23 protein-coding genes are annotated in these 25544 nt (G+C 45.3%); 10 read left to right on the plus strand and 13 right to left on the minus strand.

Annotated elements, in window-relative coordinates:
- Positions 1 to 37: 37 nt before the first annotated feature.
- Positions 38 to 1876: a glutamine--fructose-6-phosphate transaminase (isomerizing) gene (gene glmS, locus QEP07_RS11565; RefSeq protein WP_256002432.1), complete on the plus strand. Its 1839-nt coding sequence runs from the start codon at positions 38 to 40 to the stop codon at positions 1874 to 1876.
- 6 nt (positions 1877 to 1882) lie between these two features.
- On the opposite strand, the gene QEP07_RS11570 is transcribed toward glmS, so the two are convergent.
- Both QEP07_RS11570 and mutY read right to left on the minus strand, forming a co-directional pair.
- The gene (locus tag QEP07_RS11570) at positions 1883 to 2326 is read right to left on the minus strand and encodes a single-stranded DNA-binding protein (protein WP_256002429.1); all 444 of its coding nucleotides are present in this window, start codon (positions 2324 to 2326) and stop codon (positions 1883 to 1885) included.
- Positions 2327 to 2332: 6 nt separating this feature from the next.
- On the minus strand, positions 2333 to 3391 hold the full coding sequence (mutY, locus tag QEP07_RS11575; RefSeq protein ID WP_285010263.1) for an A/G-specific adenine glycosylase: 1059 nt from the start codon (positions 3389 to 3391) through the stop codon (positions 2333 to 2335).
- Positions 3392 to 3565: 174 nt separating this feature from the next.
- Here mutY and QEP07_RS11580 point away from each other — a divergent pair, with 174 nt between their 5' ends.
- The 4 genes from QEP07_RS11580 to QEP07_RS11595 all read left to right on the plus strand — a co-directional run bounded on the left by QEP07_RS11580 (position 3566) and on the right by QEP07_RS11595 (position 7827).
- Positions 3566 to 3868: an HU family DNA-binding protein gene (locus tag QEP07_RS11580; protein WP_256002425.1), complete on the plus strand. Its 303-nt coding sequence runs from the start codon at positions 3566 to 3568 to the stop codon at positions 3866 to 3868.
- A gap of 3 nt (positions 3869 to 3871) precedes the next feature.
- Positions 3872 to 4720, plus strand: coding sequence for a tetratricopeptide repeat protein (locus QEP07_RS11585; RefSeq protein WP_285010264.1), 849 nt, complete (start codon positions 3872 to 3874; stop codon positions 4718 to 4720).
- 255 nt (positions 4721 to 4975) lie between these two features.
- Positions 4976 to 6529 (plus strand): Rne/Rng family ribonuclease, encoded by a 1554-nt coding sequence (locus tag QEP07_RS11590; protein WP_285010265.1) that lies wholly within the window; start codon positions 4976 to 4978, stop codon positions 6527 to 6529.
- Positions 6530 to 6687: 158 nt separating this feature from the next.
- Positions 6688 to 7827 (plus strand): acyl-CoA dehydrogenase, encoded by a 1140-nt coding sequence (locus QEP07_RS11595; RefSeq protein WP_285010266.1) that lies wholly within the window; start codon positions 6688 to 6690, stop codon positions 7825 to 7827.
- A 30-nt stretch (positions 7828 to 7857) separates the two neighbouring features.
- Here the strand turns inward: QEP07_RS11595 and QEP07_RS11600 are convergent, their stop codons facing one another.
- On the minus strand, positions 7858 to 8202 hold the full coding sequence (locus tag QEP07_RS11600; protein ID WP_256002416.1) for a phage holin family protein: 345 nt from the start codon (positions 8200 to 8202) through the stop codon (positions 7858 to 7860).
- Between the two features lie 278 nt (positions 8203 to 8480).
- Between QEP07_RS11600 and rimP the strand changes: the two genes are divergently transcribed.
- From rimP to QEP07_RS11620, 4 genes are all read left to right on the plus strand, one after another.
- Positions 8481 to 8945 carry a ribosome assembly cofactor RimP gene (rimP, locus tag QEP07_RS11605; RefSeq protein ID WP_285010268.1) on the plus strand — a complete coding sequence of 155 codons (465 nt, stop codon included), beginning with the start codon at positions 8481 to 8483 and terminating at the stop codon, positions 8943 to 8945.
- Position 8946: 1 nt separating this feature from the next.
- Positions 8947 to 10182: a transcription termination factor NusA gene (nusA, locus tag QEP07_RS11610; RefSeq protein WP_256002411.1), complete on the plus strand. Its 1236-nt coding sequence runs from the start codon at positions 8947 to 8949 to the stop codon at positions 10180 to 10182.
- A gap of 115 nt (positions 10183 to 10297) precedes the next feature.
- Entirely contained in the window at positions 10298 to 13210 is a 2913-nt protein-coding gene (gene infB / locus QEP07_RS11615; RefSeq protein ID WP_285010269.1) for a translation initiation factor IF-2, read from the plus strand.
- A gap of 75 nt (positions 13211 to 13285) precedes the next feature.
- On the plus strand, positions 13286 to 14287 hold the full coding sequence (locus QEP07_RS11620; RefSeq protein WP_285010747.1) for a glycosyltransferase family 2 protein: 1002 nt from the start codon (positions 13286 to 13288) through the stop codon (positions 14285 to 14287).
- 7 nt (positions 14288 to 14294) lie between these two features.
- Here the strand turns inward: QEP07_RS11620 and QEP07_RS11625 are convergent, their stop codons facing one another.
- The 10 genes from QEP07_RS11625 to QEP07_RS11670 form a co-directional block, all read right to left on the minus strand.
- The gene (locus tag QEP07_RS11625; RefSeq protein ID WP_285010271.1) at positions 14295 to 15227 is read right to left on the minus strand and encodes a nucleotide-diphospho-sugar transferase; all 933 of its coding nucleotides are present in this window, start codon (positions 15225 to 15227) and stop codon (positions 14295 to 14297) included.
- Entirely contained in the window at positions 15224 to 16333 is a 1110-nt protein-coding gene (locus tag QEP07_RS11630; RefSeq protein WP_285010272.1) for a glycosyltransferase family 4 protein, read from the minus strand. The genes QEP07_RS11625 and QEP07_RS11630 overlap by 4 nt, the downstream gene beginning before the upstream one ends.
- Before the next feature lie 15 nt (positions 16334 to 16348).
- Positions 16349 to 18172, minus strand: a complete 1824-nt coding sequence (locus tag QEP07_RS11635; RefSeq protein ID WP_285010273.1) for an ABC transporter ATP-binding protein — start codon at positions 18170 to 18172, stop codon at positions 16349 to 16351.
- Between the two features lie 84 nt (positions 18173 to 18256).
- The gene (locus QEP07_RS11640; RefSeq protein WP_285010275.1) at positions 18257 to 19075 is read right to left on the minus strand and encodes a glycosyltransferase family 2 protein; all 819 of its coding nucleotides are present in this window, start codon (positions 19073 to 19075) and stop codon (positions 18257 to 18259) included.
- 1 nt (position 19076) lies between these two features.
- Positions 19077 to 20246, minus strand: a complete 1170-nt coding sequence (locus QEP07_RS11645) for a glycosyltransferase (RefSeq protein ID WP_285010276.1) — start codon at positions 20244 to 20246, stop codon at positions 19077 to 19079.
- A complete protein-coding gene (locus QEP07_RS11650) occupies positions 20246 to 21154 on the minus strand; it encodes a glycosyltransferase (RefSeq protein ID WP_285010278.1) in 909 nt (302 codons plus the stop codon). Before QEP07_RS11650 ends, QEP07_RS11645 begins: the two co-directional genes overlap by 1 nt.
- Positions 21151 to 21951 (minus strand): glycosyltransferase family protein, encoded by an 801-nt coding sequence (locus tag QEP07_RS11655; protein ID WP_285010280.1) that lies wholly within the window; start codon positions 21949 to 21951, stop codon positions 21151 to 21153. The genes QEP07_RS11650 and QEP07_RS11655 overlap by 4 nt, the downstream gene beginning before the upstream one ends.
- 60 nt (positions 21952 to 22011) lie before the next feature.
- A complete protein-coding gene (locus QEP07_RS11660; protein ID WP_285010281.1) occupies positions 22012 to 22821 on the minus strand; it encodes an alpha-1,2-fucosyltransferase in 810 nt (269 codons plus the stop codon).
- A complete protein-coding gene (locus QEP07_RS11665; protein WP_285010282.1) occupies positions 22818 to 23564 on the minus strand; it encodes a glycosyltransferase family 2 protein in 747 nt (248 codons plus the stop codon). Before QEP07_RS11665 ends, QEP07_RS11660 begins: the two co-directional genes overlap by 4 nt.
- Before the next feature lies 1 nt (position 23565).
- Positions 23566 to 24552, minus strand: coding sequence for a glycosyltransferase family 2 protein (locus tag QEP07_RS11670; protein WP_285010283.1), 987 nt, complete (start codon positions 24550 to 24552; stop codon positions 23566 to 23568).
- A 52-nt stretch (positions 24553 to 24604) separates the two neighbouring features.
- Between QEP07_RS11670 and meaB the strand changes: the two genes are divergently transcribed.
- The gene (gene meaB / locus QEP07_RS11675) at positions 24605 to 25507 is read left to right on the plus strand and encodes a methylmalonyl Co-A mutase-associated GTPase MeaB (RefSeq protein ID WP_285010284.1); all 903 of its coding nucleotides are present in this window, start codon (positions 24605 to 24607) and stop codon (positions 25505 to 25507) included.
- Positions 25508 to 25544: the final 37 nt, after the last annotated feature.

Here is a 25544-nt window from a genome sequence, read left to right on the forward strand (position 1 = left end):
TTTCTATTTTCGCTGCATAACTTTAACCTATGAATTTATGTGTGGAATAGTTGGATATATTGGTCACCGTGAGGCCTGGCCTATTGTGATAAAAGGACTGAAGCGACTCGAATACCGTGGGTACGACAGTGCCGGAGTAGCACTTTTGTCAGGAAGCGAGCTCAATATCTATAAAAAGGCAGGCAAGGTGCTGGAGCTAGAAAACTTTGCCGAAGGTAAAGATGTATCGGGTACTGTGGGCATGGGGCATACCCGCTGGGCGACACATGGTGCGCCGTCTGACAGAAACTCACATCCCCACACTTCAAATGATGGTCGCTTAACGATCATCCATAACGGTATCATTGAAAACTATGCAACGATTAAAGAGGAACTTCTTAGCCGCGGCCACGAATTTAAAAGTGACACGGATACCGAGGTTCTTATACATCTGATCGAGGAAATCCATAACAACGAGAAGACAGATTTACTGGAGGCCGTACGTTTAGCGCTACGCGAAGTGAATGGGGCCTATGCGATCGTGATTATGGATCAGGACAATCCGGACCAGCTGATTGCGGCAAGAAAGGGAAGTCCTATGGTGATAGGCGTAGGTGAGGGCGAATATTTTATAGCCTCAGACGCTACGCCGATTATAGAATATACGAAGAACGTGATCTATCTTAACGACAATGAGATCGCCTTCGTTAAGCGTGATGAACTTCTTATCAAGCGCTTGGATAACGTAATTCAAACCCCTTATATCCAAGAGCTTGAATTGAAGCTTGAAATGCTGGAAAAGGGCGGTTACGAGCACTTCATGCTTAAGGAGATTTATGAACAGCCCCGTTCGGTGCGCGATTGCCTGCGCGGGCGTATCTATCCGGATGAGGGACGTGTTCAGCTTGGGGGCATAAGTGCCTACGCGGAAAAGCTAAAGAACGTTGACCGGATCATTATTGTGGCATGCGGAACTTCCTGGCATGCGGGCCTGGTAGGTGAGTACCTGATCGAGGAATATGCACGCATCCCTGTGGAAGTGGAATACGCTTCGGAATTCCGTTACCGCAATCCGATTATTACCGAAAAGGATGTCGTTATAGCCATTTCACAATCCGGCGAAACTGCCGATACCATGGCTGCCATTGAGATGGCCAAGGAAAAAGGGGCTACTATTTTTGGTGTATGTAATGTGGTTGGGGCATCGATACCACGGATCACAGATGCTGGAGCTTATACGCATGCCGGACCCGAAATTGGGGTCGCCTCTACCAAGGCTTTCACAGCGCAGGTAACCGTACTTACTTTGATAGCCTTTAATCTGGCACAGCAAAGAGGAACACTGAACCGGTCTGAACTGGCCGAACTGCTTACAGAACTTGATCATATTCCTGCTAAGATAGAGGAGGCACTGCAATCTAACGCGCTGATTAAAGATATTGCTGCTAAATTTAAGGATTCAAGAAATTGCCTTTTCCTGGGCAGAGGCAGCGGTTTTCCTGTTGCGCTGGAAGGTGCCTTGAAACTTAAAGAGATATCCTATATACATGCTGAAGGGTATCCTGCTGCAGAGATGAAACACGGCCCTATCGCACTTATCGACGAGGAAATGCCGGTGATATTCATCGCTACGAAAAACTCTTCCTACGAAAAAGTGATCAGCAATATCCAGGAAGTAAAAGCAAGAAAGGGTATTGTACTGGCCATTGTGACGGAAGGCGACGTTGAAGTGCGCAAGATGGTGGATTACTCTATTGAGATCCCTGACACCAATGAAGCGTTTCTGCCATTGCTCGCTACGATTCCACTACAGTTGTTGTCTTACCATATCGCAGTAATGCGCGGATGCAATGTAGACCAGCCGAGAAATCTCGCTAAGTCGGTAACGGTTGAATAGTTGGTCCTAAAACGGCAGATCGCCGGAAGGATCGTCACTTTCATTATAATTTACAGCACTCCTGGAAGTACTGCCGTTGGTATTACTTTCAGGAGTGGCTCCTGTTGCTGGTTCAAAGTCACTTTTGCGACCAAGTACGGTAAAATTTTCTGCCACTACTTCGGTGATGTATTTTTTTACCCGTTCGCGGTCTTCAAAAGAGCGGGTGCGAAGTTTGCCTTCTATATAAACCAGCTTTCCTTTTTGAAGATATTTAGACGCTACTTCGGCAAGACCGCGCCAAAGAACAATATTATGCCATTCTGTTTGTTCAATTCGTTTGCCATCTTTAACATAATTCTCTGATGTAGCCAACGGAAAGCTGGCAACGGTTACCCCGCCATCTAAATGTCTGACTTCCGGGTCCTTACCCAGGTGACCAACTAAAATAACTTTGTTTATACCTGACATGAATTGCTAATAATTTGCTCGTTTAATTACTTCAGTCATAAAATCGTGAATCACCTTCGGCAGCGGAAGGTGATGGAACTCCTCCGTCGACACCCATTTTATATCTGCATTCTGATTAAAGTTAATGATATAATTGTCTAATACAAAAAATTGGACAAATATCGTTTGGTGTGTCAGCAAGTGCCTCATTTCTTTAAGGTACGTAAGCGAGGCGTCTTTACCGAACAGATCATGAAAGCGGGTTCTGAAGGAAACGTCCGAAGTGAAGTTGTCGGCGGTTTCAATCAGGGGCAGATCGTAGAGTCCCTGCCAGATGTCTCCGGCCGGCCGCCTTTTAACGAGAACAGCGCCATTATCATTCTGACACAAAAAATAATTGAAATGTCGCACGCGCTTTTCCCGGCCTTTCATTTTTACAGGCAGGCTGGCCGTAAGCTGATGCTTATAAGCATAACAGCCCGTTTGCAAGGGGCAGGTATCACAGGCAGGCTGTCTGGGCTTGCACTGCAATGCGCCAAATTCCATGATGGCCTGGTTGTAAATAGCCGCTTCCTGACCGGCGGTCAGCTCTTGCGCGAGTTGTTGAAATGCTTTGATTCCCTGGCTGCTGTTTATGGGCGTCGATATCCCGAAATACCTGGAGAGGACCCGGTAAACATTGCCATCTACAACGGCCCTGTTTTCGTTGGAAGAGAACGAGGAGATAGCCGCGGCAGTGTAAGGTCCGACGCCTTTCAGCTTAATGAGGTCCTGATATGCGGTTGGGAAACGGCCACCGTGAGTTTGTACTACATCCTGTGCTGTTTTGAGCATATTGCGTCCGCGCGAGTAGTAGCCCAGTCCCTGCCACAGTTTGAGCACCTCGGTTTCCGATGCGCGGGCGAATGCTTCGACAGTGGGGAAGGCGGCGAGGAACTTATTGAAGTAGGGCAGCCCTTGTTCCACCCGGGTTTGCTGCATAATGATTTCCGAGATCCAGATCACATAGGCATCGGTAGTTTCCCGCCACGGCAGCGCTCGTTTATTATACAAATACCACTTAATCAACTCGTTCTGAAAATTCATAGCCGCAAAAATAGGATTATTGCTGCGCTTTTTACAAAACTTGCAATCGGCTGATATTCTACCCGGAAATAAATGATCTTTTATTTTCCTATCTCGCTAAAAAGCAATACTTTTGCAACCCCAAAACACTTATAAGTAACGGAGCAAACATTAAATAAAACTAACAAATAGATTATGACTAAGGCAGATATTATTTCAGAAATATCAACAAAGACAGGGATTGAAAAGGTAGATGTTCAGGAGACGGTTGAGGCGTTTTTCAAAGTGATCAAGAACAGCATGATCAGCGGAGAAAATGTCTATGTAAGAGGTTTTGGTAGTTTTGTTGTTAAAAAAAGAGCCCAAAAAACTGCAAGAAATATTTCTAAGAATACAGCGATCATCATTCCGGAGCATTATGTTCCAAGCTTTAAGCCGGCGAAAGTATTCGTGGACAAGGTAAAAAGCAATTCTAAGAAAATCAGCGTAGAAGCATAAGCTATGTTTAAAAGTATCAGGTCTAAGCAAATAACCCTAATCAGTGCGATTGTACTGATTATGGCTTTTTTGTTTAGCCGTGATATTAAAGGGCTGGTAAAACCCAAAGAAGAGCAAAGCGGTTTCAGGAAGGAAGCTGCGGCTGATATGATCAGTCTCGAAGAGGTTTCTCAGGAAGCTAAGCGTTTATTAAACACGGATTTAGCCAAAGAGGTTATCGATCTTGAGGCTAAATTTGAAGCAGCTGATGAAAACGGAAAGGCAGATGCTGCTTTAGCTTTGGCCCGGAAGTGGGATGATCTTGAGCAGAGCACCCCAAGTGCTTTATATCTGGAGATCGCTGCAAAAAAGCAGCCTGATCTTATGAGCTGGGTGAATGCCGGAGAGCGACTGCTTACTGCCTTTGACAATAGCCGGGACACAATAATCCAACCGGTGCTTTTGCAGAAAGCGAATAATGCATTCAAGGAGGCTATGAAGATCGATTCGACGAGCCTTGATGCCAGAAGCGGATTGGGTATAACAATTGTGAATGGTATGGGCATGCCCATGCAGGGTATTGCCATGCTGATGGACGTGGTAAAAGAGGATCCGAAAAACCTGAAGGCAAATATGAGCCTGGCTACCTTCGCCATTAAATCCGGACAATTCGATAAGGCTATATCCAGGTTTAAGGATGTTGTTGCGATAAAGCCGTTGCCGGAGGCCTATTTTTACATGGCTACTGCCTATGAAAACCTGGGCAAGAACGCAGAGGCTATCGATGCCTACCAAACAAGTAAAAAGTTAGCTGCTGATCCAACTTTATCAAAATTTATTGATGAGCGGGTACAGGAGTTAAAACAGAAATAATAAACAGATTAAAAAATATTTAAAAATTAAACACTATGCCAAGCGGTAAAAAAAGAAAGAGACATAAAATGGCTACGCACAAACGCAAGAAGCGTTTAAGAAAAAACAGACATAAGAAAAAGTAATTTTTTCTTATTGTTACGGCACCAAAAGTACAGGCTAAGATTAAGTTCCTAGCCTGTGTTTTTGGTTGCATTAGTTTTTTTATAGTTCATGTGTTAATCATGAGGCGTGCTGCCTCAAAATCTGTAGCTTTTGGTAAAAGAATTAATTGTTGATTCCTCCCCATTGGGAGTAACCATAGCTTTAGTTGAAGACAAACAACTTGTAGAACTTCACAAAGAACAGATCAATAACAACTATGCCGTAGGCGACATTTACCTTGGGCGCATTAAGAAAATAATGCCCGGGCTGAATGCTGCTTTTGTTGATGTGGGGTATGAAAAAGATGCCTTCCTGCATTACTTTGATCTTGGTCCGCAAGTACAATCTTTAATAAAGCTAACTCGAATAAAGCGCAATGGAACTGTTAATGGTACATTGCTTGACAACTTTAAGCTGGAAAATGACATTAACAAAGCTGGTAAAATATCGGAGGTTGTAAGTAAGAACCTGCTTCTTCCGGTTCAAATTGCCAAAGAGCCCATTTCCACAAAAGGACCCCGGCTTAGTTCCGATCTTTCTATAGCGGGCCGTTATATCGTATTGGTACCATTTTCCAATGTGATTTCCATTTCAAAAAAGATCAAAAGCAATACCGAGCGTAACCGTCTTAAGAAAATCATCGAAAGCATTAAGCCGAAGAATTTCGGAGTAATTATCCGCACGGTGTCTGAAGGCAAGGGCGTTGCGGAACTTCAGAAGGACCTGCTGGATTCTGTTGCTAAATGGGAAAATTTCACCAAGAAACTTCCTGAGGCGGAACCTTCCAAACGTGTATGGGGAGAAATGGACCGGACATCAACATTGATCCGTGACATCCTGAACACCGAGTTCACCAATGTTTATGTAAACGACAGTGGACTGTTCGAAGATATACGGTCTTATGTGCATGAGATATCGCCGGAGATGGAAAAGATCGTTAAGTTTTACAAACACAAGGAGCCTATTTTTGAACACTTCGGTATCGAAAAACAAATAAAGGGAGCGTTTGGGAAAACGGTAAACCTTGCGGGCGGTGCTTATCTCGTTGTTGAACACACGGAAGCCCTTCATGTCATCGATGTAAACAGCGGCAACAGAACTGCAAGCAAAGAAAACCAGGAGGAGAATGCTTTGCAGGTGAACAAGGAAGCCGCTAAAGAAATAGCAAGGCAGCTCCGTCTTCGCGATATGGGCGGTATTGTCGTGATCGATTTTATCGATATGCACAAGCCGGCTAACCGTAAGATTCTGTTCGATCACCTTAGGGACCTTATGTTGCTTGACCGTGCAAAACATACCATATTGCCGCCAAGCAAATTCGGACTTGTGCAGATCACGCGTCAGCGGGTGCGTCCGGAGATGAACATTGTGACGAGCGAGAAGTGTCCGACCTGCAACGGTACCGGAGAAATTAAGGCCAGTATTGTTTTAATGGATGATATTGAAAACAATCTGACCTATATTTTGCAAGAGCAAAACGAAAAAAATATTACGCTGTGTGTTCACCCATACATAGCTGCTTACATCAAGAAAGGGTGGCTTATGTCATTGCAATGGAAATGGTTCTTTAAATTCGGTCAGCGAATTAAAGTTAAATCCGTACCGTCTTACAGTCTGACGGAATTCCACTTCCTTAGCGCTAAGGAAGAAGAGATTAAACTTTAAGTCTTTCCTCTTTCCTTATAGCATGCCTGAACCCGACGGTTCAGGCATGTTGTTTTATGGCTGCAGGCGTCGGGCGCGGCAAAATTTGTTATGCCGCCATAACAGTTTCCCTCAGATTATATACATTTGGCATAACTTGTTATTCTAATAATATTATTATGCTGTTTCAACTAACCGAAGAACAACTGATGATCCGTCAGGCTGCGCGCGATTTTGCGCAGAACGAACTGAAGCCTGGCGTTATTGAGCGTGATGAACATCAGAAATTTCCTGCTGAGCAAATAAGGATGCTGGGTGACCTCGGGTTTCTGGGTATGATGGTATCCGAAAAATACAACGGCAGCGGAATGGACGCCCTGTCTTATGTGTTGGTTATGGAAGAACTCTCAAAGGTTGATGCCTCTGCCTCTGTAGTTGTTTCGGTCAATAATTCGCTGGTATGCTATGGGTTGGAAGCCTTCGGGTCGGAGTTTCAAAAAGAGAAGTATCTGAAGCAGCTCGCCTCAGGCCAGCATATTGGTGCATTCTGCCTGTCTGAACCGGAGGCCGGTTCAGATGCCACCTCGCAGCAGACCACTGCTGAAGACAAGGGGGACTATTATCTGCTTAACGGCACAAAAAACTGGATTACCAACGGTAGTACCGCCAGTACATACCTGGTTATTGCGCAAACGGACAAAGGGCTTAAACACCGTGGTATCAATGCCTTTATCGTTGAGAAGGGGATGGAGGGCTTTACAGTAGGCCCTAAAGAAAATAAGCTCGGCATACGCGGATCGGACACCCACTCCCTGATGTTTAATGATGTGAAGGTGCCGAAGGAGAACCGTATCGGCGAGGATGGATTCGGTTTCAAGTTTGCCATGAAGACCCTCGAAGGAGGACGGATCGGTATAGCCGCACAGGCCCTGGGCATTGCAGCCGGAGCCTATGAACTTGCGCTGGCTTATGCGAAAACACGTAAAGCTTTTGGAAAGCCGATAGCAGATCATCAGGCGATCGCTTTTAAGCTGGCCGAGATGGCGACACAGATTGAGGCGGCGCGGCTGTTGGTGTATAAAGCCGCCTGGTTGAAGGATCAGGGTCAACCCTATACGCTTGCCGGTTCAATGGCGAAGCTATACGCCTCCAAGGTGGCTATGGATGTTACGGTTGAGGCCGTGCAGATTCACGGCGGTTACGGATATGTAAAGGAATATCATGTTGAGCGACTGATGCGTGACGCCAAGATAACCCAGATCTATGAGGGAACATCAGAGATTCAAAAGCTCGTGATTTCCCGGGACATCCTCGCTTAAGTTAAATCCGGATGTCGCCGGGGATCAGGATCAATCTTCATCGCCCCGCAGCGCGCTGAAAATCGCCTTAATGATAGCCAGTACAATGGCCAGCAGCGCGGCGGCCCAAAATCCGGTTGTCTCAAAAGAATCCATCACGTTGTCGACCATCAGTATCATGAGTACACTGATTACGAAGGACACCAGTCCCAGGGTCAGAAAGTTTATGGGAAAGGTCATGACGCGCAAGATGAAGCCTACGGTGGCATTGGCCAGCGCTATTAACAGCGCCGCAATAATGGCGTTGCCAAATCCGTCTATGGTAACACCAGGAACCAGTTTGGCGCCGATGAACACAGCCAGTCCCATAAGTAAGATTTCAATGATCCATTTCATAGTTGTAAGTATTATAAAATAATGCCTGTGTTCTTATATCAAACAATGCGCCAGTTTGCCTGGCTTTGTAAGCCGGATACTAAGCAGGCGTCGACCGCATCCTAAGCGCTTGAGCCCGGGCAGTATCCGGGCAGCAACCGGGTAGTATCCGGGTAATATCCGGAGAGTATAGGGTAGCATATTTTGATCTTAGAAACTTTATTACTATATTTGTAATTAATTGAAGACGAGAGGGGACATGGGTCCCCTCTTTTCTGTTAACGGCATTTTTGTGGAGTATGCAGATAGAAAGCAGAGTAAGAGAACTTGTTGAAGAGAAAATAGCTGACCGGCCTGAGCTTTTTCTGGTTGATGTGAAGATGTTGCCCAATAATAAATTGATCATTCATGTTGATGGTGATCAGGGAATTAATATTCAGGATTGTGCAGCAATTAGCAGGCATGTAGGTTTTCATCTGGAAGAAGAGAACGTCATCGACCGGGCTTATAACCTGGAGGTGTCCTCGCCGGGAATTGGTGAGCCGCTTCGGATGGAACGTCAATACAGAAAGAACGTTGGTCGCGAAGTAAGTGTGAAGCTTGTAAGTGGTGAAACTAAAGAAGGAAAATTGCTGGCTGTAAATGAGGCCGGAATAACGATAGAGGCAAAACTAAAAGAAAAAGGAAAGAAAGCAGTGCTGGAAGAAACCAGTATCGCCTTTGATGAAATAACAGAAATAAAGGTTTTAATTTCATTTAAATAAAATGAGCAATATTAATTTAATCGATTCATTTCAGGAGTTTAAGGACTTCAAGAATATCGACCGCCCTACAGTAATTAGCGTGCTGGAAGAGGTATTTCGCAGTATGCTGCGCAAAAAGTATGGTACAGATGAGAACTGTGACGTAATTGTGAATCCGGATAACGGGGATTTGGAGATCTGGCGTACAAGAAAGGTTATGGAGGATGGGTTTTCTGAGGATGATGACCTGGAGATTGAGCTTGCCGAAGCCAAACAGCTTGATCCTGACCTGGAAGTAGGCGATGATTATATTGAACAGATCACTTTGGAGAGCTTCGGAAGACGGGCGATCCTGGCTGCACGTCAGACACTGGTATCTAAGGTTCTGGAGCTTGAAAAGGATGAGATATTCAAAAAGTATAAGGATCGCGTAGGTGAGATCGTAACCGGTGAGGTTTACCAGGTTTGGAAGAAAGAAACGCTTGTGCTTGATGATGAGGGTAATGAGTTGCTCATGCCTAAATCGGAGCAGATACCTGCCGATTACTTTAAGAAAGGTGACAGCGTTCGTGCCGTGATCCTTAAAGTAGACATGGTTAATGCTACGCCAAAGATCATTATTTCAAGGATTGCGCCTGAATTTCTGCAGCGTTTGTTCGAGATCGAAGTTCCTGAGATTTTTGATGGACTTATTACCATTAAAAAGATCGTTCGGGAGCCGGGTGAGCGTGCCAAGGTGGCTGTGGAATCTTACGACGACCGGATTGATCCGGTTGGTGCCTGCGTGGGTATGAAGGGTTCACGTATTCACGGAATTGTACGTGAGCTTAAGAATGAGAACATCGACGTGATTAATTTTACCAATAACATTTCTTTATACATCACCCGGGCGCTTAGTCCGGCCAAGATCACATCGATTAAACTGGATGATGAGCGTAAGCATGCCGCAGTTTACCTGAAGCCTGATCAGGTTTCGCTCGCGATTGGTCGCGGCGGCCACAATATCAAACTGGCAGGTAAATTGACCGGATATGAGATCGACGTATATCGTGAGACAGATGAAGAGGATGAGGATGTGGATATTGAAGAGTTCTCAGATGAGATCGATAGCTGGATCATTGACGAACTGAAAGCGATAGGCTGTGATACGGCAAAGAGCGTTCTGGCCCTTTCGGTAGAGGACCTTGCTAAACGTACGGATCTTGAAGAAGAAACCATCAAGGAAGTAATGAGTATTCTGAAATCAGAATTTGAATAGTCGGTTATGGCCGCTTTAACATTGGGCACAATTTTAAAAACTAATTGCCTGAGCATGAAATAAACAAGAATAAACGTTACTTTTGTAATAGAATAATAATAGAAAAAGGAGATCAATGTCAGACGACAAACCAATAATTTTATTTAAGGCAGTTAAGGAACTTAACGTAGGGATTGCTACGGCTGTTGAGTTCCTGGAAAAGAAAGGCTTTTCTGTTGAGAATAAACCCACTACTAAACTTAGCCGCGATATGTACAACGCGTTGCTTAAGGAGTTTCAGGGCGATAAGATCGTAAAAGAAGAAGCCAATCAAATTGTCATTGGTAAAATTCGTCGTGATGAGCCAGAAGTTTCTGAGCGTGTACCGGAGCCGCCAAAGAAAAATGTTGATTTTGAGAACGAAGGCGTTCTGATCAAGAATTTAAGTGCTTACACGCCTCCTGCCGAAAAGGTTAAGGAGGATGTTCCTGCAAAGCCGGCGGCACAGGATAAACCGGATGCCGATAAAACCGAAGATGGGGCGCTTCCGGGGGTTAAAGTTATCGGCAAGATTAATCTTGATGATTTAAACAGACCGAAAGCACCAAGGAAGGAGGAGACTCCGGACGTACCGAAAGAACCGGTGAAGGAAGCCCCTAAGGCCGAAACACCGCAGCCACAGGTTGAAAAGCCTGTAGAGCCGAAGGTAGAGAAAGTTGAGCCAGCTAAGGAGGTAACTCCTCCAGCTGCGCAGGTGCCGGCAGAAGCCGCTCCGGCTAAGCCGGTAGAAAAGCCTGACGAGGAAGTGATTAAGGCTCGCTCCGTAAGGCTTTCGGGGCCGAATATTGTAGGGCGAATTACCTTGCCTGTTACTCCTGAGCGTAAATCGCAGCCTGTAGCTTCTTCGGCAGACAGCGCTGACGCGAAGAGAAAGCGCAAACGCAAGAAGACTCCGGGGCAGGGCTTTACGCCAGGTGCGGGTCAGCAGGGCGGGCAATTTGGTCAGCCAGGGGCACGGCCTGCGGGCGGTCCGGGCGGCAGACCTGATTTCAGAAATAATCCGGGCGGCAGACCTAATTTTAGGGGAAATAACAACAGACCGGGAGCACCTGCTGCCGGACCTAAAGAGGAGCCAACGGAAAAGGAAATACAAGACCAGATTAAGGCAACGCTTGCACGTCTTAGCGGCGCAGGCAAATCTGGCAAGTTTGCGCAACGTGCCAAACTTCGCCGCCAGAAGCGGGATGATGTGGCCATGTCTGCTGATGAGGCGGCAATGGAACAGGAACTGCAATCCAAAGTGTTGAGGGTTACAGAGTTTGTTACAGCAAACGAACTGGCCAGTATGATGGATGTGCCGGTTACCAAGATCATTGCGACATGTATGAGCCTAGGTATGTTCGTGTCGATCAACCAGCGTTTGGATGCGGAGACGCTAACGATCGTGGCGGATGAGTTCGGTTACGAGATCCAGTTTGTGAAGCCGGATGATGAAAGCGACGTGCTGATTGAGGAGGAGGATAATGAAGAGGATCTGCTTCCTAGAGCTCCGGTTGTGACGATTATGGGTCACGTGGATCATGGTAAGACTTCGTTGCTGGATTATATCCGGAAAGCAAATGTGGTTGCCGGTGAGGCGGGTGGTATTACCCAGCACATCGGTGCCTATATGGTTACGACCTCTACCGGCAAAAAAGTGACCTTCCTGGATACACCAGGTCACGAAGCGTTTACCGCCATGCGTGCAAGGGGTGCCAAGGTTGCGGATATTGCCATTATTGTGGTGGCTGCGGATGATGCGGTGATGCCGCAAACCAAGGAAGCCATCAATCATGCACAGGCTGCAGGGGTTCCATTGGTATTTGCTTTCACTAAAATAGATAAGCCGGGAGCCAACTCTGATAAGATCAGAGAGCAGCTTTCGATGATGAATATCCTGGTGGAAGATTGGGGCGGTAAGTTCCAGTCGCAGGAAATATCGGGTAAGAGCGGATTAAATGTGGATCTGCTTCTTGAAAAGGTATTGCTGGAGGCTGAATTACTTGAGCTTAAAGCTAACCCGGACAAGCGTGCTACGGGAAGTGTTATTGAGGCAACGTTGGATAAAGGACGTGGTATTGTAACTACCGTGCTTGTTCAGGCTGGTACCCTGAAAATAGGTGATCCTATTCTGGCAGGAAGTTACAGTGGCCGGGTAAAGGCCCTGTTTAATGAGCGCGGTCAGAAAGTTGATAAAGCTGGGCCTAGTGTACCGGTACAGGTATTGGGTATGCAGGGCGCACCTACAGCGGGCGACAGATTTAATGCGCTTGAGAGTGAGGTAGAGGCCAGGGAAATTGCGAATAAGCGTTTGCAACTGATGCGGGAGCAAGGTTTGCGTACGCAAAAACATATTACACTGGACGAGATCGGAAGACGTTTGGCTATTGGAAACTTCAAGGAGCTGAACCTGATCATCAAAGGTGACGTGGACGGATCTATCGAAGCACTTTCTGATTCCCTGCTGAAGTTATCTACACCAGAGATACAGGTTAACGTAATCAGCAAAGGTGTGGGTCAGATCTCTGAATCGGATGTGTTGCTGGCATCAGCTTCTGATGCGATCATCGTCGGTTTCCAGGTTAGACCTTCAACCGGTGCACGTAAACTTGCTGAAGCGGAGCAGATTGATATCAGGCTGTATTCCATCATCTATGATGCGATCAACGAGATCAAAGCTGCGATGGAAGGCATGCTTGCTCCGGAGTTCGAAGAGAAAATTACGGCTAATGTGGAGATCAGGGATACCTTCAAAATCACAAAAGTAGGAACCATCGCCGGATGTATGGTACTGGATGGTAAGATAAACCGGAACAGTAAAATTCGTATCGTTAGGGACGGTGTGGTGATCTACACCGGTGAGCTGGCTTCATTGAAACGTTATAAGGACGACGTCAAGGAAGTAAGTGCTGGATATGAATGCGGTCTGAACATTCACAACTTCAATAACATTGAAGTGGGGGATATTGTGGAAGCATACGAGCAGGTAGAGGTGAAGCGGAAGTTGTAAACTGTCCGTTTACCTACACACAGATAAAGAAGCTGCTTAAAAGCAGCTTTCTTATTTTAGCATCCGATGAAGAACATGAACCTCGACTTTTCTATAGTCATCTGCACTTATAATCCCGACCCTAGAATACTCGGGCGTTGCTTGGCTGCAGTTGACGCTTTAAACAAAAGTGCTTTGGATTATGAGATTATACTCGTCGATAACAATAGTACCGTTCCTCTCGCGGGTCAAGATTATATCGAAAGATACCGGAGTAGATTATCGAATTTCCAGGTTCTTTTAGAGCCGGAACAAGGCCTTACTCCAGCTAGGATGGCGGGTATTAACGCTGCGGCAGGAAGGCATGTTGTTTTTTTTGATGACGATAATGGGCCGGAGAGCCATTATCTCCAGGAGCTATTGGTATTGATCGAACGGCACAGCCATGTAGTAGCATGGGGACCCGGAAACATTGACGTTGATTTCATCGATGGCATTCAACCAGGCATTGAAGCGTTTGCCAGGTCGGTATTTCAGGAGAGGCGCAGCACTCATGTTGAATATGCTAATATCAGGTCATGGCAAGCATGTTATCCTTTTGGCACGGGGATGTGTGTACGAACATCCTATCTGAAAGAATTTGCGCGCCGGACCAAAAATGGAGAGTTCACGCTTCCGGATAGAACAGGCGATGCGCTGAGTAGTGGTGGTGACGTTCAGATTATTTTGTTTGTCCTAAAAAGCGGAGCAGCAGCAGGCATCTCCCCCGGCTTGAAGTTGACGCATATTATTCCCTCGAAACGTGCTAACTTCGAATATATTAAGCGATTATTATATGCTGTTTACTTAGGGGGCGCTATAACTATTCTGGAAGTTTTTCCCGAGCAAAGGGACGCCATATTAGGCGCATCAATATCCAAATCAAAATTCTCGAGAAGGGCACTGAAGAAGTATCTGGGCTTGCTACTTAATAACAAGCCAACGAGAGTTTTCAAGTTCATTATATATATAGCGTCTGTTAGCGGCGAGTACCTTGCCTTAAAAAGGCCGGTGCCTTCTCTTGTAACCTGGATTATCCGGAGAATGGTATTTCGGTAAAGCTTGCCTAAAGTTTTAGGAAACGACGGATTCTATTTTTGGGCTTATTATATACCCGCCATTTTTCTTTCAGATTGAGTTCTCTGAAAGTAACGGCAAAGTCTGCATCTTTTTGCGGAAGCACATACTTGGGGAGCGTGATTTGTCCAAGAGTCCCCGTTTCGATCTGGCTGTACGCGTTCGCCTCATCTAATGTGTGTGTTGCCCCTTTGCCAAATCCAATGTTCTTAATGAGACTCACATTTGGAATCACCGACAGCCCGTTATTAAAGAAATTAATGATGGTAAGCTGATAATCCCAGGTATCTATCTTGCCGGATTTTAAGTCTTTAAAAATTTGCACCCAAAACTCAACAGCAAAATGGTCACTGAATATTTTGGCGAATTGATCCTCTACTTCCGATGCTTCGTATCGGCTTAAATATTTGTCGTAATCTTTCCACACACGCGCCCAACTTGCCCATCCCCAAACGTTTGTCTGGTTGGAATAATATACGCTGGCAGTGTTCCATATTTTCCCGAGTTGCAGATTACAACCGGCTACATGCCTGAAGCGCGTGTCATCCCGGAAATGTTCCAGCATGTAATCACAATAGCGAAAAAAGTCCGGTTCGGGCAAGCAATCGTCTTCAAGAATAATGCCCTCCGGTTCGTTTGAAAAGAACCAGTCAATCGCTCCGGAAACTGCGTCGCGGCAGCCCAGGTTCTCCATCCTGACAAGGCGCTGAACGGTACAAGGCCAGGTTATCTGATCGACGATTTCAAGAACTTTTTTGCATAAGTCTGTTTCGTCTGGACGATTGCCTCTGGGGCCGTCCGCGGCTATGTACAGGCGCGAAGGCTGCGCCTTCCTGATCTCATCGAACACTAATTTTGTTACTTCCGGCCTGTTAAACACCAAAAAAAGGATGGGCGACTTAACCTGATACGCTTTGGTCATTTCTGGAACTTTTTGTAAACATCTATGGTTTTTTCAAGTGATTCTGCGATAGAGAATTTTTCTAGCTGGATTGCTCCGGCAGCATTTAAGTTAGCCCGCAGTGATGAGTTGTACAATGCCGCCTTAACTTCGGAATAGATGCTTTGAGGACAAGTCGGGTCAAAATAGCGAACCGCACCCTCGCCGATTTCTCTGAAACAAGGGGTATCGCTCGCCAATACGGGGCAGTTGCAGTCAAAAGCCTCCAAAATTGGGAAGCCAAATCCTTCATATAAGGAGGGAAATACGAAGCAAAGTGCATTCTCATATAGACCCCTTAACTCCCCGTCGTGTGCATTGATCTGAATGACCTTGTTAGATATTTTAAATCGGCGCAGAAGCTCTATTTCGGCAGTTTGCAGTTCTCCTCCGCCAGCACAGACCAAATGTAAATCTTGTGTTTCGGACAAGATCGGGGCCACCGCTGTAACGAACGCTATAAAGTTCTTGTATCCACCCCTGTCGCCCACGAAGAGAAGGTATTCCCTGAAACGATCTGGTTCTGAATGTGTAGATTCGGACAAGCTTTTGTAGCCGTGATGGATAACCGAAATACAGTCAGGCTGTACTCCCAGGATGTCTATGAGGTCTTTTTTTGTTGTATCAGATATAGCGATAATATGCGATGCTTCCTCAATACATTGTCTTTTATGCGCAGCGGTAGGGTCTGTTCGATCAAAGAAAGCAGGATAACGCTCATGTATCATGTCGTGGACAGTCAGAATAAAACCGCTCTTGCAGTATGGTATGAAATAGGGATCGTAATAGGTCGGATGAAAGATATTGTAAGACTCTTTTTTCAAGAGATGCACACTATATTTTTGGTTCCATTTGTAAATCTTTCTTTGTTTCTTTAACAGCATTTTGCCAACGGTTTTTTGCCGGGGGGTTAGCAGTGATTGCAAGTAATAGTTTGTGCTGTATAAAACGCCAAGCGAAACGCGGAGGTGCTTTTGTGCTTCTGACTGAGAGATTATATTTGCAAAATACCGTGAAATTCCTCCGTACGAACTTTGCAGGGAGAAGATCTGGTGATCAATTAGAAGGCGTGTTGACTGATCGTCCATATTATTTATTATCCTCTAATCATTAAACGCCTGCATGGAAATCAGACGTTTATAGAGGCCGTTTTGAGCAAGTAGTTCAGTATGATTGCCGGCTTCTACTATCTTCCCTTTCTCGATAACTGCAATCTTATCTGCGTGCTGAATGGTACTTAACCTGTGGGCGATGATCACGCATGTGCGGTTTTTCATCAGGTTATTTAAGGCGTCTTGCACAAGTCTTTCGGACTCTGTATCGAGCGCTGAGGTCGCCTCATCAAGCAGCATGACAGGCGGATTGGCAAGTACTGCCCTGGCTATGCAGATTCGTTGCCTTTGGCCTCCTGATAATTTATTGCCGCGGTCGCCCACATTGGTGTGATATCCTTCCTCGGTGTTCAGAATGAACTCGTGTGCATTCGCGATTTCGGCTGCGCGGACGACCTCTTGCTCTGTTGCCCCCGGCTTACCGTAAGCAATGTTGTTGTAGATTGAGTCATTAAACAGGAAGGAGTCCTGATTTACAATGCCCATCTGTGCACGGATGCTTTCGGTATTCAGGTCGACATAAGGCTGGTCATCGAGGTAGAGCGTTCCGGAAATGGGTTCGTGGAAACGAGGTATCAAATCCATAAGGGTGCTTTTTCCCCCTCCTGAGGGCCCTACTAAAGCGACTGTTTGACCTTTCCTGATTTCAAGGCTGATGTCATCAAGCACAATCTTGTCCCCATAACCGAAGGTCACGTGTTCAAGTCTAAGTGCTTTATCGAATGTCTCGACTTGCCTCGCCCCCGGTTTGTCGCTAAAAGCCGGTTTAGTGTCTATGAGCGCAAGTACGCGCTCACCTGCAGTAATTCCGGAATGAATTCCGCTGAATGAATCACTTATTGCCTTAACAGGCTGCATTACCTGCGAAAAAGTAGCAATATATACCAGAAATTTGGCCGGTGTAAGATCACCCTGACCATTCAAAATAAGCATGCCTCCATAAAGGACAATTCCTGCAACAACAATTACACCGAGCGTTTGAGATACAGGCGAAGCCAATTGCTGGCGCCTTGCAATTTTCCGGTTCAAATAAGAATAGAACTTGTTTTCCTCGTTGAAGCGTTCCTTTGTTCGCCCGGTAGCGTTGAAGGCTTTTACGATCTTGATTCCGCTCAGCGCTTCGTCAAGGAAGCCCAGCATCTTGGCGAATGATTCGTGAGACTGATTTGTTTGTTGCTTAAGGCGTTTAACGATCTTACTTATGATTAGTCCCGCAACCGGGATTACCAAAAGTGAGAAGAGGGTGAGTTTAACCGAAATAGACAACAGGATAGCAATATAGAAAAGCAATTGCGCGGGTTCTTTAAAGACTACCTGAAGCGTATTTGTAACGGTAAACTGAACGATCTGCACGTCTGAAGCGACTTTTGATATAATGTCTCCTTTTCGCTCATTGTTAAAGAACCCAACATTGAGGTCCATGACATTATTAAATACGGTCCGGCGGAGGTTTAACAATGTATGCACCCTCAAATCTTCCATATAACGCTGAGAGAGATAGCGAAAGAGATTGGCGAGAATAACAACGACAACAATAGTGATGCAGACGATCTTCAAAGTATAGATCTTTCCCTCTGTCTGGATCATGTAATTGACATACTCGTTGTATTTGCCGACAGGGTCAAAAAATGCATCGGAGGTGTCTATATTTCGTGTAGTGGAGGAACTTCCTGTAAACAGCGTCTCAAGCAAAGGTCCGATAAGGGTGAACAGCGCGGTGTTGAAAAATATGGCAATAAGTGTAGCAATGATATAAGGAATCGCAAATTTTTCAATTGGCTTTGCAAAGGAGAGAAGTCTGAAATATATCTTCATTAAACGGGTATAAAACGCTAAGTTAAGTATAGTTAGGGTCTAACCGTGGAACTTCACCGAAAATTGGATAAAAGATGACAATGCTTATTTCTCCTGTGGGAGAAAAACAGTGATTATACTCATCATACTTTTTAGCAATGACCATGCAACTTTATGCTTCCGGATTTTTAAGAATTGGCGACCACGCCTCGATCTTAATACTGTAAGGGTTTCACGATCATCGTAAAAGGCTGGAAAATGTCGTTTCAGGACCAGGTTGCGTTCGCCGTGCATGGATACGTGATTATTTATCTCGGAAGAGATGCCCGTCGCATCGTAATTTGTAATGATCATGTCTAAATGTTGATATGAAACATTTTCCTTACATATGGTATAGATGAAGAATTCCCAGTCTGACACTATTCGGAAATTTTCATTGTAGAGGAAGAATTTCTGAAATAATTCCCGTTTGATAAAGCTTGCCTGGTGTGATATGTTGTGTTCAATAAAAAACGAAAACGATAATAACGGGGGAAAGGTCCTGAATTGTTGTTTTCCAGGCTCTTCATAGATTATATTGCCGTAGTATATGTCCTTGTTGCCCGCAATAGATAACGCGACACTCTGCAAAACCATATTGTCATGAAGATAATCTCCACTGTTAAGAAACAGCAGATAGTCGCCCGAAGCCTGTCTAATGCCTTTATTCATCGCGTTGTAGATGCCTGTGTCGGGCTCGCTGATCAGGACGTCTATTTTATCTTTGTATTTGCCTAAGATATCTCTACTGCCGTCTGTACTGGCGCCATCAATGACCAGGAACTCAAAGTCACGGAATGTCTGCTCAGTCACACTTCTGATTGTTTTCTCCAAGCCGTAAGCGTTGTTCAGGTTCACCGTTATGATGGATATTTTGCTCGTCATGTTATGAAAAGTTCTGGTCGTCCAAATGTGCAATAAGCTCTTTTATAGTTTTCCCGATGGCTTCAGGATTATATTCTGATATGGCTTCTGACGAGTTGCTGCTAAGCCTGGCCCAAAGCTGTGCGTCGTTGTAGAGCCTCATTACTTGATTGGCAAAAGATTTAGCTGTGTCGGCAATCAGGACATGTTTCCCGTCGACTAGACCCATTCCTTCAACACCGACCTGGGTAGATACAATGGGTAAAGCGTATTCAAAGCTCTGCCCAAGTTTGCCTTTCATTCCGGCCCCATAACGTAGCGGTGCCACAAAAACCCGGTGATTTATAAAATATTCGGAAACGTCTTTTACATAACCCGGTACATGAATCCGCCCAGATCGTAAATTTAGAATTTCATTTGTAGGGTCGCTTCCGAGCAGGGTTAATTCGACGTCGGGATCTTCCTTCCAAACATCCGGCATAATTTCGTTTACCAACCAGAGCGCAGCGTCAATATTCGGTTCGTGTTTGTATCCTCCTATAAAGAGAATCCCTTTTCGAGACGGGAAAGGCGCGACATCCCCAACCGCCCGCGAATGGATGTTGGGTACGACCCAGACATTCTTGATTTGCTCATTTATCAGTAGTTCTTTTTCAACCTGGGTAACCGTAACGGTGATGTCGCTTCGACGGGCGAGGTACAACTCGCTTTTTTTTGTTTCAAGTGCTTTTTTCCTTAACCTGGGATTTTGTGTTTCTTCCGCCTGCCGTAACATCCGTACATAATGGAGGTCGACAGTATCAAAGATTTTCTTTGTATGCTTATTTAATCGAGGTTGAAACCGGCTGTTTAGCGCCGGTCTGGACAACCAGGCATAATGAATCAGGTTAAGCTTTTTATTCAACAATCGTTGCGCGACGGCACGGTCCTCACATATTACCTCTACGCCCATTGACCGGAGTTGTGAATAATAGGGTTCTTTTCGCATGCCGTCGTCTGCAATGAATATGACATTAAGGTCCATCTGCAGGAAGATCTTAATCAGTTCAAACAGCCGTCTTGATCCTGACGACTGATCATAGAGCGGCAGCGTGTCGTCAACAATCAGCAAGCTCTTTGATTTTGCTTGAGCCAGCGGCTGCTTCCGCTTTGAGGATAGTATATTGAAAATTGTTGCTATAAAGTCTCTCATTAACGTTTACTATTGAACCGGCCAGAGTTGGCAAGGCATTCATTAAGGATAAATTTGAATAAAGTGAAAGCCGACCGTTTTCTGACAAAGAAAAGTTTGCTTCTATGTCGAAGCAACGTTACCAAAAGTGTGCGCGAAAACGGCTGCCGCTCTAGTACTGCATATCCGTCTAGGAGCCGGTCGATCAGCTTGCCTGTCGCGCGGGGAGTAACAGCATGGTTTTTAAACAGCTTAAGTGTATTGATGCGTCGTGTACGTTCGGTCGTACGTGTGTCAGAAGATGTTGTATTGGAGGCATGCCTGCGATGGCTCACCAAAGGCTCTGTTATAAACTTGATTCTGCCTAAAGAGGCGGCGGTGTAAGCCATCCACCAGTCATAGTATGTTTCTTTCGGAAATGGCAATACATATGCCTTAAGTGAACAATGGAATAAGCTCGCATGACCTGAAACGCAATTGTTGTAAAGGAGATATTGTTCGCATTGTCCGCTAACAAAGCGATGTCCGTCTGACAATCTCTTTCCTGTGAGCCGATCTTCTTCGATAACAGCCGAGTCGTGATAGATCAGCAACGAAGAACCGATAGCTGCGTAGAGTTTTGAAAGTTTCTGCAGATCCCATACGTCGTCCTGGTCTGCAATGGCAATGTAGGTTCCCTCACAAAGCCCAAGCGCCTTCTCAAAGTTTCGGTTAAAGCCAATATTGTTTTCATTCCGATATAAACGGATTTGCTTGTTTCGGTCGCGGTAAGACTCCAGAATGTCATACGTGCTGTCGGAAGAACAGTCGTCTACAATCACCACTTCGAGATTAGGATAGTCCTGTGCGAGAAGGGTGTCCAGTTGAGCCTCGATATGCTTTTGACCATTATAAGTGCACAGGGCAATAGAAATGAGTTCATTCTTCATTTTATCATCCTTTTTTTCGCGCCGTTCACGATCCTCGATAAGAAAAGACTTAGCGGATTATTTAGTAGTGGACGCATAATAGATCCTGACAGATGGAATACTGTCGTATTCGTCTGTATCCACCGGCTTTGGAAAAACTGGTTATATTTTTTTACCAGTTTTCCGCGTATCCTGTAGAAATCCTCGTCACGGATGCCGCGGCTTTTGTGTGTAAGGTTAAAGGGGATCACATATGCACTATAACCGTTCATCTCGGCATGCAGACACAGATCAGTGCCATACATGTGAAAGCCTGAAAGGTTGCCGGATACATTTAATGGGATTCCGTTTTTGAGGAGCAGGAAATTCTCGTCGAGCGATCTTACTTTCAAAGGTAATTTGCCTTTTGACACAAGGCTGCCATCTGTATAGGTAATATGGTACACCACATGATTTGGCGCAGCTGCGCCGGCGTTTCCGCATATCCCCCAGGCGGGGTCGAGTTCGTCGAGCTCTTTCAGTAAGTGACGAAGTTTCTCGATCTTATCACCTTCGATCAGTATATCCTGGTGGCAAATGATAATGTATTTACCACGGGCTTCCCGAAGGAACCGGTTTATACCCGCATAGGCGTCAAACGTACAGCCATTCCGATTGTCGACATGCATGAATTCTGTATTGTCCGTAAATCCGGCAGCCAAAAAGGAACTAAGCATAGCTTCATACTCTTCCTGGCGTGTAACAAAGGTACATACCGAGAACTCAAAACTATATTGAATTGGCCCAATGACCCTCGAAATGTTTGCTGCAGAGCTCATCCAAATGCTTAAGTTAACGGTTCAAATATAGTACAGATCGTAGCAGGTTTCTCAAAGTTATTAGATGATGTTCCTGAACCAGTAATCAAACTTCCTGAAGTCTTTCTTCGCTAAGGGCTTGTGCTTATCAAAAATCCAGTACAAATCTGCATCTGAATAGAAAGATGCGACGAGGGAAAAGGTACTTGGTGGGCCTATAATATACTCACATTTTGAAAGCAGACAGAGGTCTTCTCCAGGATTTCCGTTTAGTGTATAGCATCGCTGTTTTGTTATCCCTTGGAAAACGTCGACATCAACCTTGTGATTGCTGACGATATAAATACTTACGTCATCCATCCCAGACTCCTGAAGAAAGCCTGATATGATCTCCGCATAATCTTCGTCAGAAAAAAAGTATTTGCCATCGTGCCAGGTAGCGTAATCGCCCCGTCTGATATGAAGGCCAATACGCGGTTTGTTTGCCGGATGCGATGCCATAAATTGTTCCACGGCATTGCGAGTCCTGGTGTTAAAGTCAAAAAGTTTTTTGATTTCCGGCCGGTATTTCAGAAACAGCTCATACTTGCGAAAATACCAGCCGTTGACCAGGATAAGCTTGCTGGTTTTTAGCAGTTCAGTTTTTTGCGATTGATCTTCTTCAGGTTCGTTAAGTTCGATGCTGGGTATTATACCTAATTTTGCGCCATATTTTGCTGATAAATAGGTGATCCAGTTATACCCACGTTCGTTGTTGATATTGAAATAAGGATATTTGTAACAAAACCTTAGTCCGATGATTTTGAGGTTATTCTCGCGTGCAAATGCATAGTAATGTCCAAACTGTACGATGTTGTTGCACATTTGACCGTATCCGGAAAGGTATATCATAGCCGGCTCCTTTTTTTCGACAATGCCATTTTGTATTTCAGAAAAGTGCCTAAGGCCGCAAAGCTGCTAATAATCAAGCCGGCTACGCCATCCAGAAATCCAAGCTTGATAAAGTAGGATCGGACAAAGATGCTTACTGGAGAGAACACCATCTTGAAAAATAGTGCTATAGAAGTTCGCTTTAGCTGGTCTGCCGATCCGAGTACAGCATATGCTCTGGTTTTGGCAGCAAGTTCACTTCTTGTGCTATAGGCATAATGAAGTAGCTTTCCTTTTAAGTCCTCTACAGTAAGCCCTGACAAGGTCAGTTGTTCATGGACTGCGGCCTCGTTCCATCTGACATGCCGCGGGAACAGGCGAATCTTTTTGTCGGGATTCCAGATACCATATCTTATCCACTGTCCGCAATAATTGTTCAGCCGGCGGAATCTGTAAGCTCCAGTTAAGCTGGATTTAATGTTGTTAATTTCTTCTATGAGATCATGGGACAGCTCTTCATCGGAATCCAGCGACAGTATGAAAGGATATTGAGCTTCTTTATGGCCGATGTTCTTGGTGGGGCCGTACCCAAGCCAAGCAGTGGATATGACTTTGCAGCGGTAGGAAGACGCGATTTCGACAGTGCGATCCGTACTGCCCGAGTCGATCACTATGACTTCGTCTGCCACCTCACGAGCGCTTTCAAGACAGCGCCCAATAGTGTGCTCTGCATTTTTTGTAATCACGACGGCCGAAATCTGCATCTCAGTTCAGTTTTTTTAAAAGTTCTTGCCTGTAAATTTTCAGCGCGGAGAAAAGACCTTGATTTTTGGGCTCCGAATGTTTGAGCATCTCCTGGAACCGTTGCTTTGATGCACTTGCTTTTTTTAAATTTCGGATTATGAGAACTAATGCACGCCAATAGATCAGATTTAAGGCGAGCGTGCGCAAAAGAACTTCCACAACTGTTTGTATCCACCACATGGTGAGGCTAAGCCCTTGAAGGTGGATGTAATGCACGTAAAATTTGTTGCGAAGCGTGAGTAATTTTATTTTTCGCTTTTTGCTGTGTTTTTTGATCGTAGTTGAGACCTGATGCATGCATGCTGCCCCCGGAACGTAGTACATCTTCCAACCCATACGAAGTGCTCTAAGCGAGAGCTCCACGTCTTCCACATAAAAGGGGCTGAGCAATTCGTCATAGCCACCGAGGTCAAGTAATTTTTTCCTGTCTATCAATGCATTTGTTCCCGATAGAAACATGGTAAGTAATGGCTCGTTTTTCAGGGCTTGGTCTGCCTTAACATAATAGTTTTGGTTGGCTTTAATCTTGAATAGGTGACGGTTGATCAGTTTGCCTCCTCCCTGAAGGATATCGCTGTTCCAGTTTAGGACAGTTGCGTTGATGCCGAAGGTCTTCGGATCCTGGAAAAAACGCAGTTGTGGTTCAAAATATGGCGCAATGAGTTTAACATCATTGTTTAAAATCAGGACAAGATCCATCTTCGCAGCGTAGATACCCTTGTTTACCGTTCCTGAGAATCCGAGGTTTTCCTCGCTTCTAATAACAATTATTTCAGGGTAGGTCTGTTGGATAAACTCGACGGACTCGTCGTTTGAACGGTCGTCGACGATGATCACTTCATAAGGCGCTGTTGTAGTGGAAAGACAGTGAAACAAGTCTGGCAATATTTCGGCCAGGAGACTTTTTCCGTTATAATTAGGGATAACTACAGATATGCTGAAATTCATTCACCGATTAATTACATATTGTCTTTCTTTGTACAAAGATATATATATTATAATGCATTCATTTACGCAATTGGTGGCGGAATTGAAATCGGGCGATTTCAAGGCGCTCGCCAGAGTGCTTACATTGGTTGAGAATGATATAGAACCAGCTATGGATATTCTGAAGGGGCTGGAAGCAAGCTCGGTACCAGTGATTGGATTTACCGGTCCCCCTGGAGCGGGGAAGTCGACCTTGGTCAGTGCCGTTGCCGGCAGGCTTTCCGCTGAAGGTAAGCGAGTGGGAATACTGGCCGTCGATCCTACTTCGCCGTTTAATTTCGGTTCCTTGCTTGGAGACAGGATCAGAATGTCTGGGCATTTTAATGATCCGAATGTGTTTATCAGATCGGTGGCGACAAGGGGTGCATTAGGAGGCATTTCTGCCAAGACGATAGAGATGACAGATGTTTTTAAAGCCGCTGGCTTTGACGCAGTGTTGATTGAAACAGTTGGTGTCGGACAATCAGAGATCGAAGTAGCAGGCATTGCTGACACAGTAGTTCTCGTGCTGGTTCCAGAATCCGGAGACGAAATCCAGCACATTAAATCTGGGATTATGGAAATAGCGCAGGCGCTTGTCGTAAATAAGGCCGACAGGGATTACGGGGATGCTTATACGGCCAGACTAAAAAAGTTTGTGTCTTCAGTACAACACCATGTTCCCGTGTTTAAAACGGTTGCAGACAAAGGCGAAGGTGTCGACGAGTTAATTGACTGGTTAAATACTGCCCCTGCTTTCGACCAGGACCGCCGTGTTTTCCTGCTGGCAGAGAAAGCCTTTAAAATCATTCAGCACCATAGAATGAGAAATGTTGACAGAGACCGGTTGTACGCCGAGATCAGCGCAGGTCTTCGATATCCTGGGTTTAATTTATATCGGTTTGTTGACCAGTACAATTCGGGTCAGATGTCTTAAAAACAGGACTAGTGATGCTAAAAATGGACTTGCACGA

It is taken from the genome of Pedobacter faecalis (genome assembly GCF_030182585.1).
GTDB lineage: Bacteria > Bacteroidota > Bacteroidia > Sphingobacteriales > Sphingobacteriaceae > Pedobacter > Pedobacter faecalis.

What these genes read in the sequence shown, in the direction of transcription:
- meaB (WP_285010284.1), top strand. Translation starts at nt 24,605, where the DNA reads ATGCATTCATTTACGCAATTGGTGGCGGAATTGAAATCGGGCGATTTC.
- nusA (WP_256002411.1), top strand. Translation starts at nt 8,947, where the DNA reads ATGAGCAATATTAATTTAATCGATTCATTTCAGGAGTTTAAGGACTTC.
- QEP07_RS11600 (WP_256002416.1), bottom strand. Translation starts at nt 8,202, where the DNA reads ATGAAATGGATCATTGAAATCTTACTTATGGGACTGGCTGTGTTCATC.
- QEP07_RS11595 (WP_285010266.1), top strand. Translation starts at nt 6,688, where the DNA reads ATGCTGTTTCAACTAACCGAAGAACAACTGATGATCCGTCAGGCTGCG.
- QEP07_RS11585 (WP_285010264.1), top strand. Translation starts at nt 3,872, where the DNA reads ATGTTTAAAAGTATCAGGTCTAAGCAAATAACCCTAATCAGTGCGATT.
- QEP07_RS11640 (WP_285010275.1), bottom strand. Translation starts at nt 19,075, where the DNA reads ATGACGAGCAAAATATCCATCATAACGGTGAACCTGAACAACGCTTAC.
- QEP07_RS11630 (WP_285010272.1), bottom strand. Translation starts at nt 16,333, where the DNA reads ATGGACGATCAGTCAACACGCCTTCTAATTGATCACCAGATCTTCTCC.
- glmS (WP_256002432.1), top strand. Translation starts at nt 38, where the DNA reads ATGTGTGGAATAGTTGGATATATTGGTCACCGTGAGGCCTGGCCTATT.
- QEP07_RS11670 (WP_285010283.1), bottom strand. Translation starts at nt 24,552, where the DNA reads ATGAATTTCAGCATATCTGTAGTTATCCCTAATTATAACGGAAAAAGT.
- QEP07_RS11655 (WP_285010280.1), bottom strand. Translation starts at nt 21,951, where the DNA reads ATGAGCTCTGCAGCAAACATTTCGAGGGTCATTGGGCCAATTCAATAT.
- mutY (WP_285010263.1), bottom strand. Translation starts at nt 3,391, where the DNA reads ATGAATTTTCAGAACGAGTTGATTAAGTGGTATTTGTATAATAAACGA.
- QEP07_RS11635 (WP_285010273.1), bottom strand. Translation starts at nt 18,172, where the DNA reads ATGAAGATATATTTCAGACTTCTCTCCTTTGCAAAGCCAATTGAAAAA.
- QEP07_RS11620 (WP_285010747.1), top strand. Translation starts at nt 13,286, where the DNA reads ATGAACCTCGACTTTTCTATAGTCATCTGCACTTATAATCCCGACCCT.
- QEP07_RS11645 (WP_285010276.1), bottom strand. Translation starts at nt 20,246, where the DNA reads ATGAGAGACTTTATAGCAACAATTTTCAATATACTATCCTCAAAGCGG.
- rimP (WP_285010268.1), top strand. Translation starts at nt 8,481, where the DNA reads ATGCAGATAGAAAGCAGAGTAAGAGAACTTGTTGAAGAGAAAATAGCT.
- QEP07_RS11650 (WP_285010278.1), bottom strand. Translation starts at nt 21,154, where the DNA reads ATGAAGAATGAACTCATTTCTATTGCCCTGTGCACTTATAATGGTCAA.
- QEP07_RS11570 (WP_256002429.1), bottom strand. Translation starts at nt 2,326, where the DNA reads ATGTCAGGTATAAACAAAGTTATTTTAGTTGGTCACCTGGGTAAGGAC.
- QEP07_RS11580 (WP_256002425.1), top strand. Translation starts at nt 3,566, where the DNA reads ATGACTAAGGCAGATATTATTTCAGAAATATCAACAAAGACAGGGATT.
- QEP07_RS11625 (WP_285010271.1), bottom strand. Translation starts at nt 15,227, where the DNA reads ATGACCAAAGCGTATCAGGTTAAGTCGCCCATCCTTTTTTTGGTGTTT.
- QEP07_RS11660 (WP_285010281.1), bottom strand. Translation starts at nt 22,821, where the DNA reads ATGATATACCTTTCCGGATACGGTCAAATGTGCAACAACATCGTACAG.
- infB (WP_285010269.1), top strand. Translation starts at nt 10,298, where the DNA reads ATGTCAGACGACAAACCAATAATTTTATTTAAGGCAGTTAAGGAACTT.
- QEP07_RS11665 (WP_285010282.1), bottom strand. Translation starts at nt 23,564, where the DNA reads ATGCAGATTTCGGCCGTCGTGATTACAAAAAATGCAGAGCACACTATT.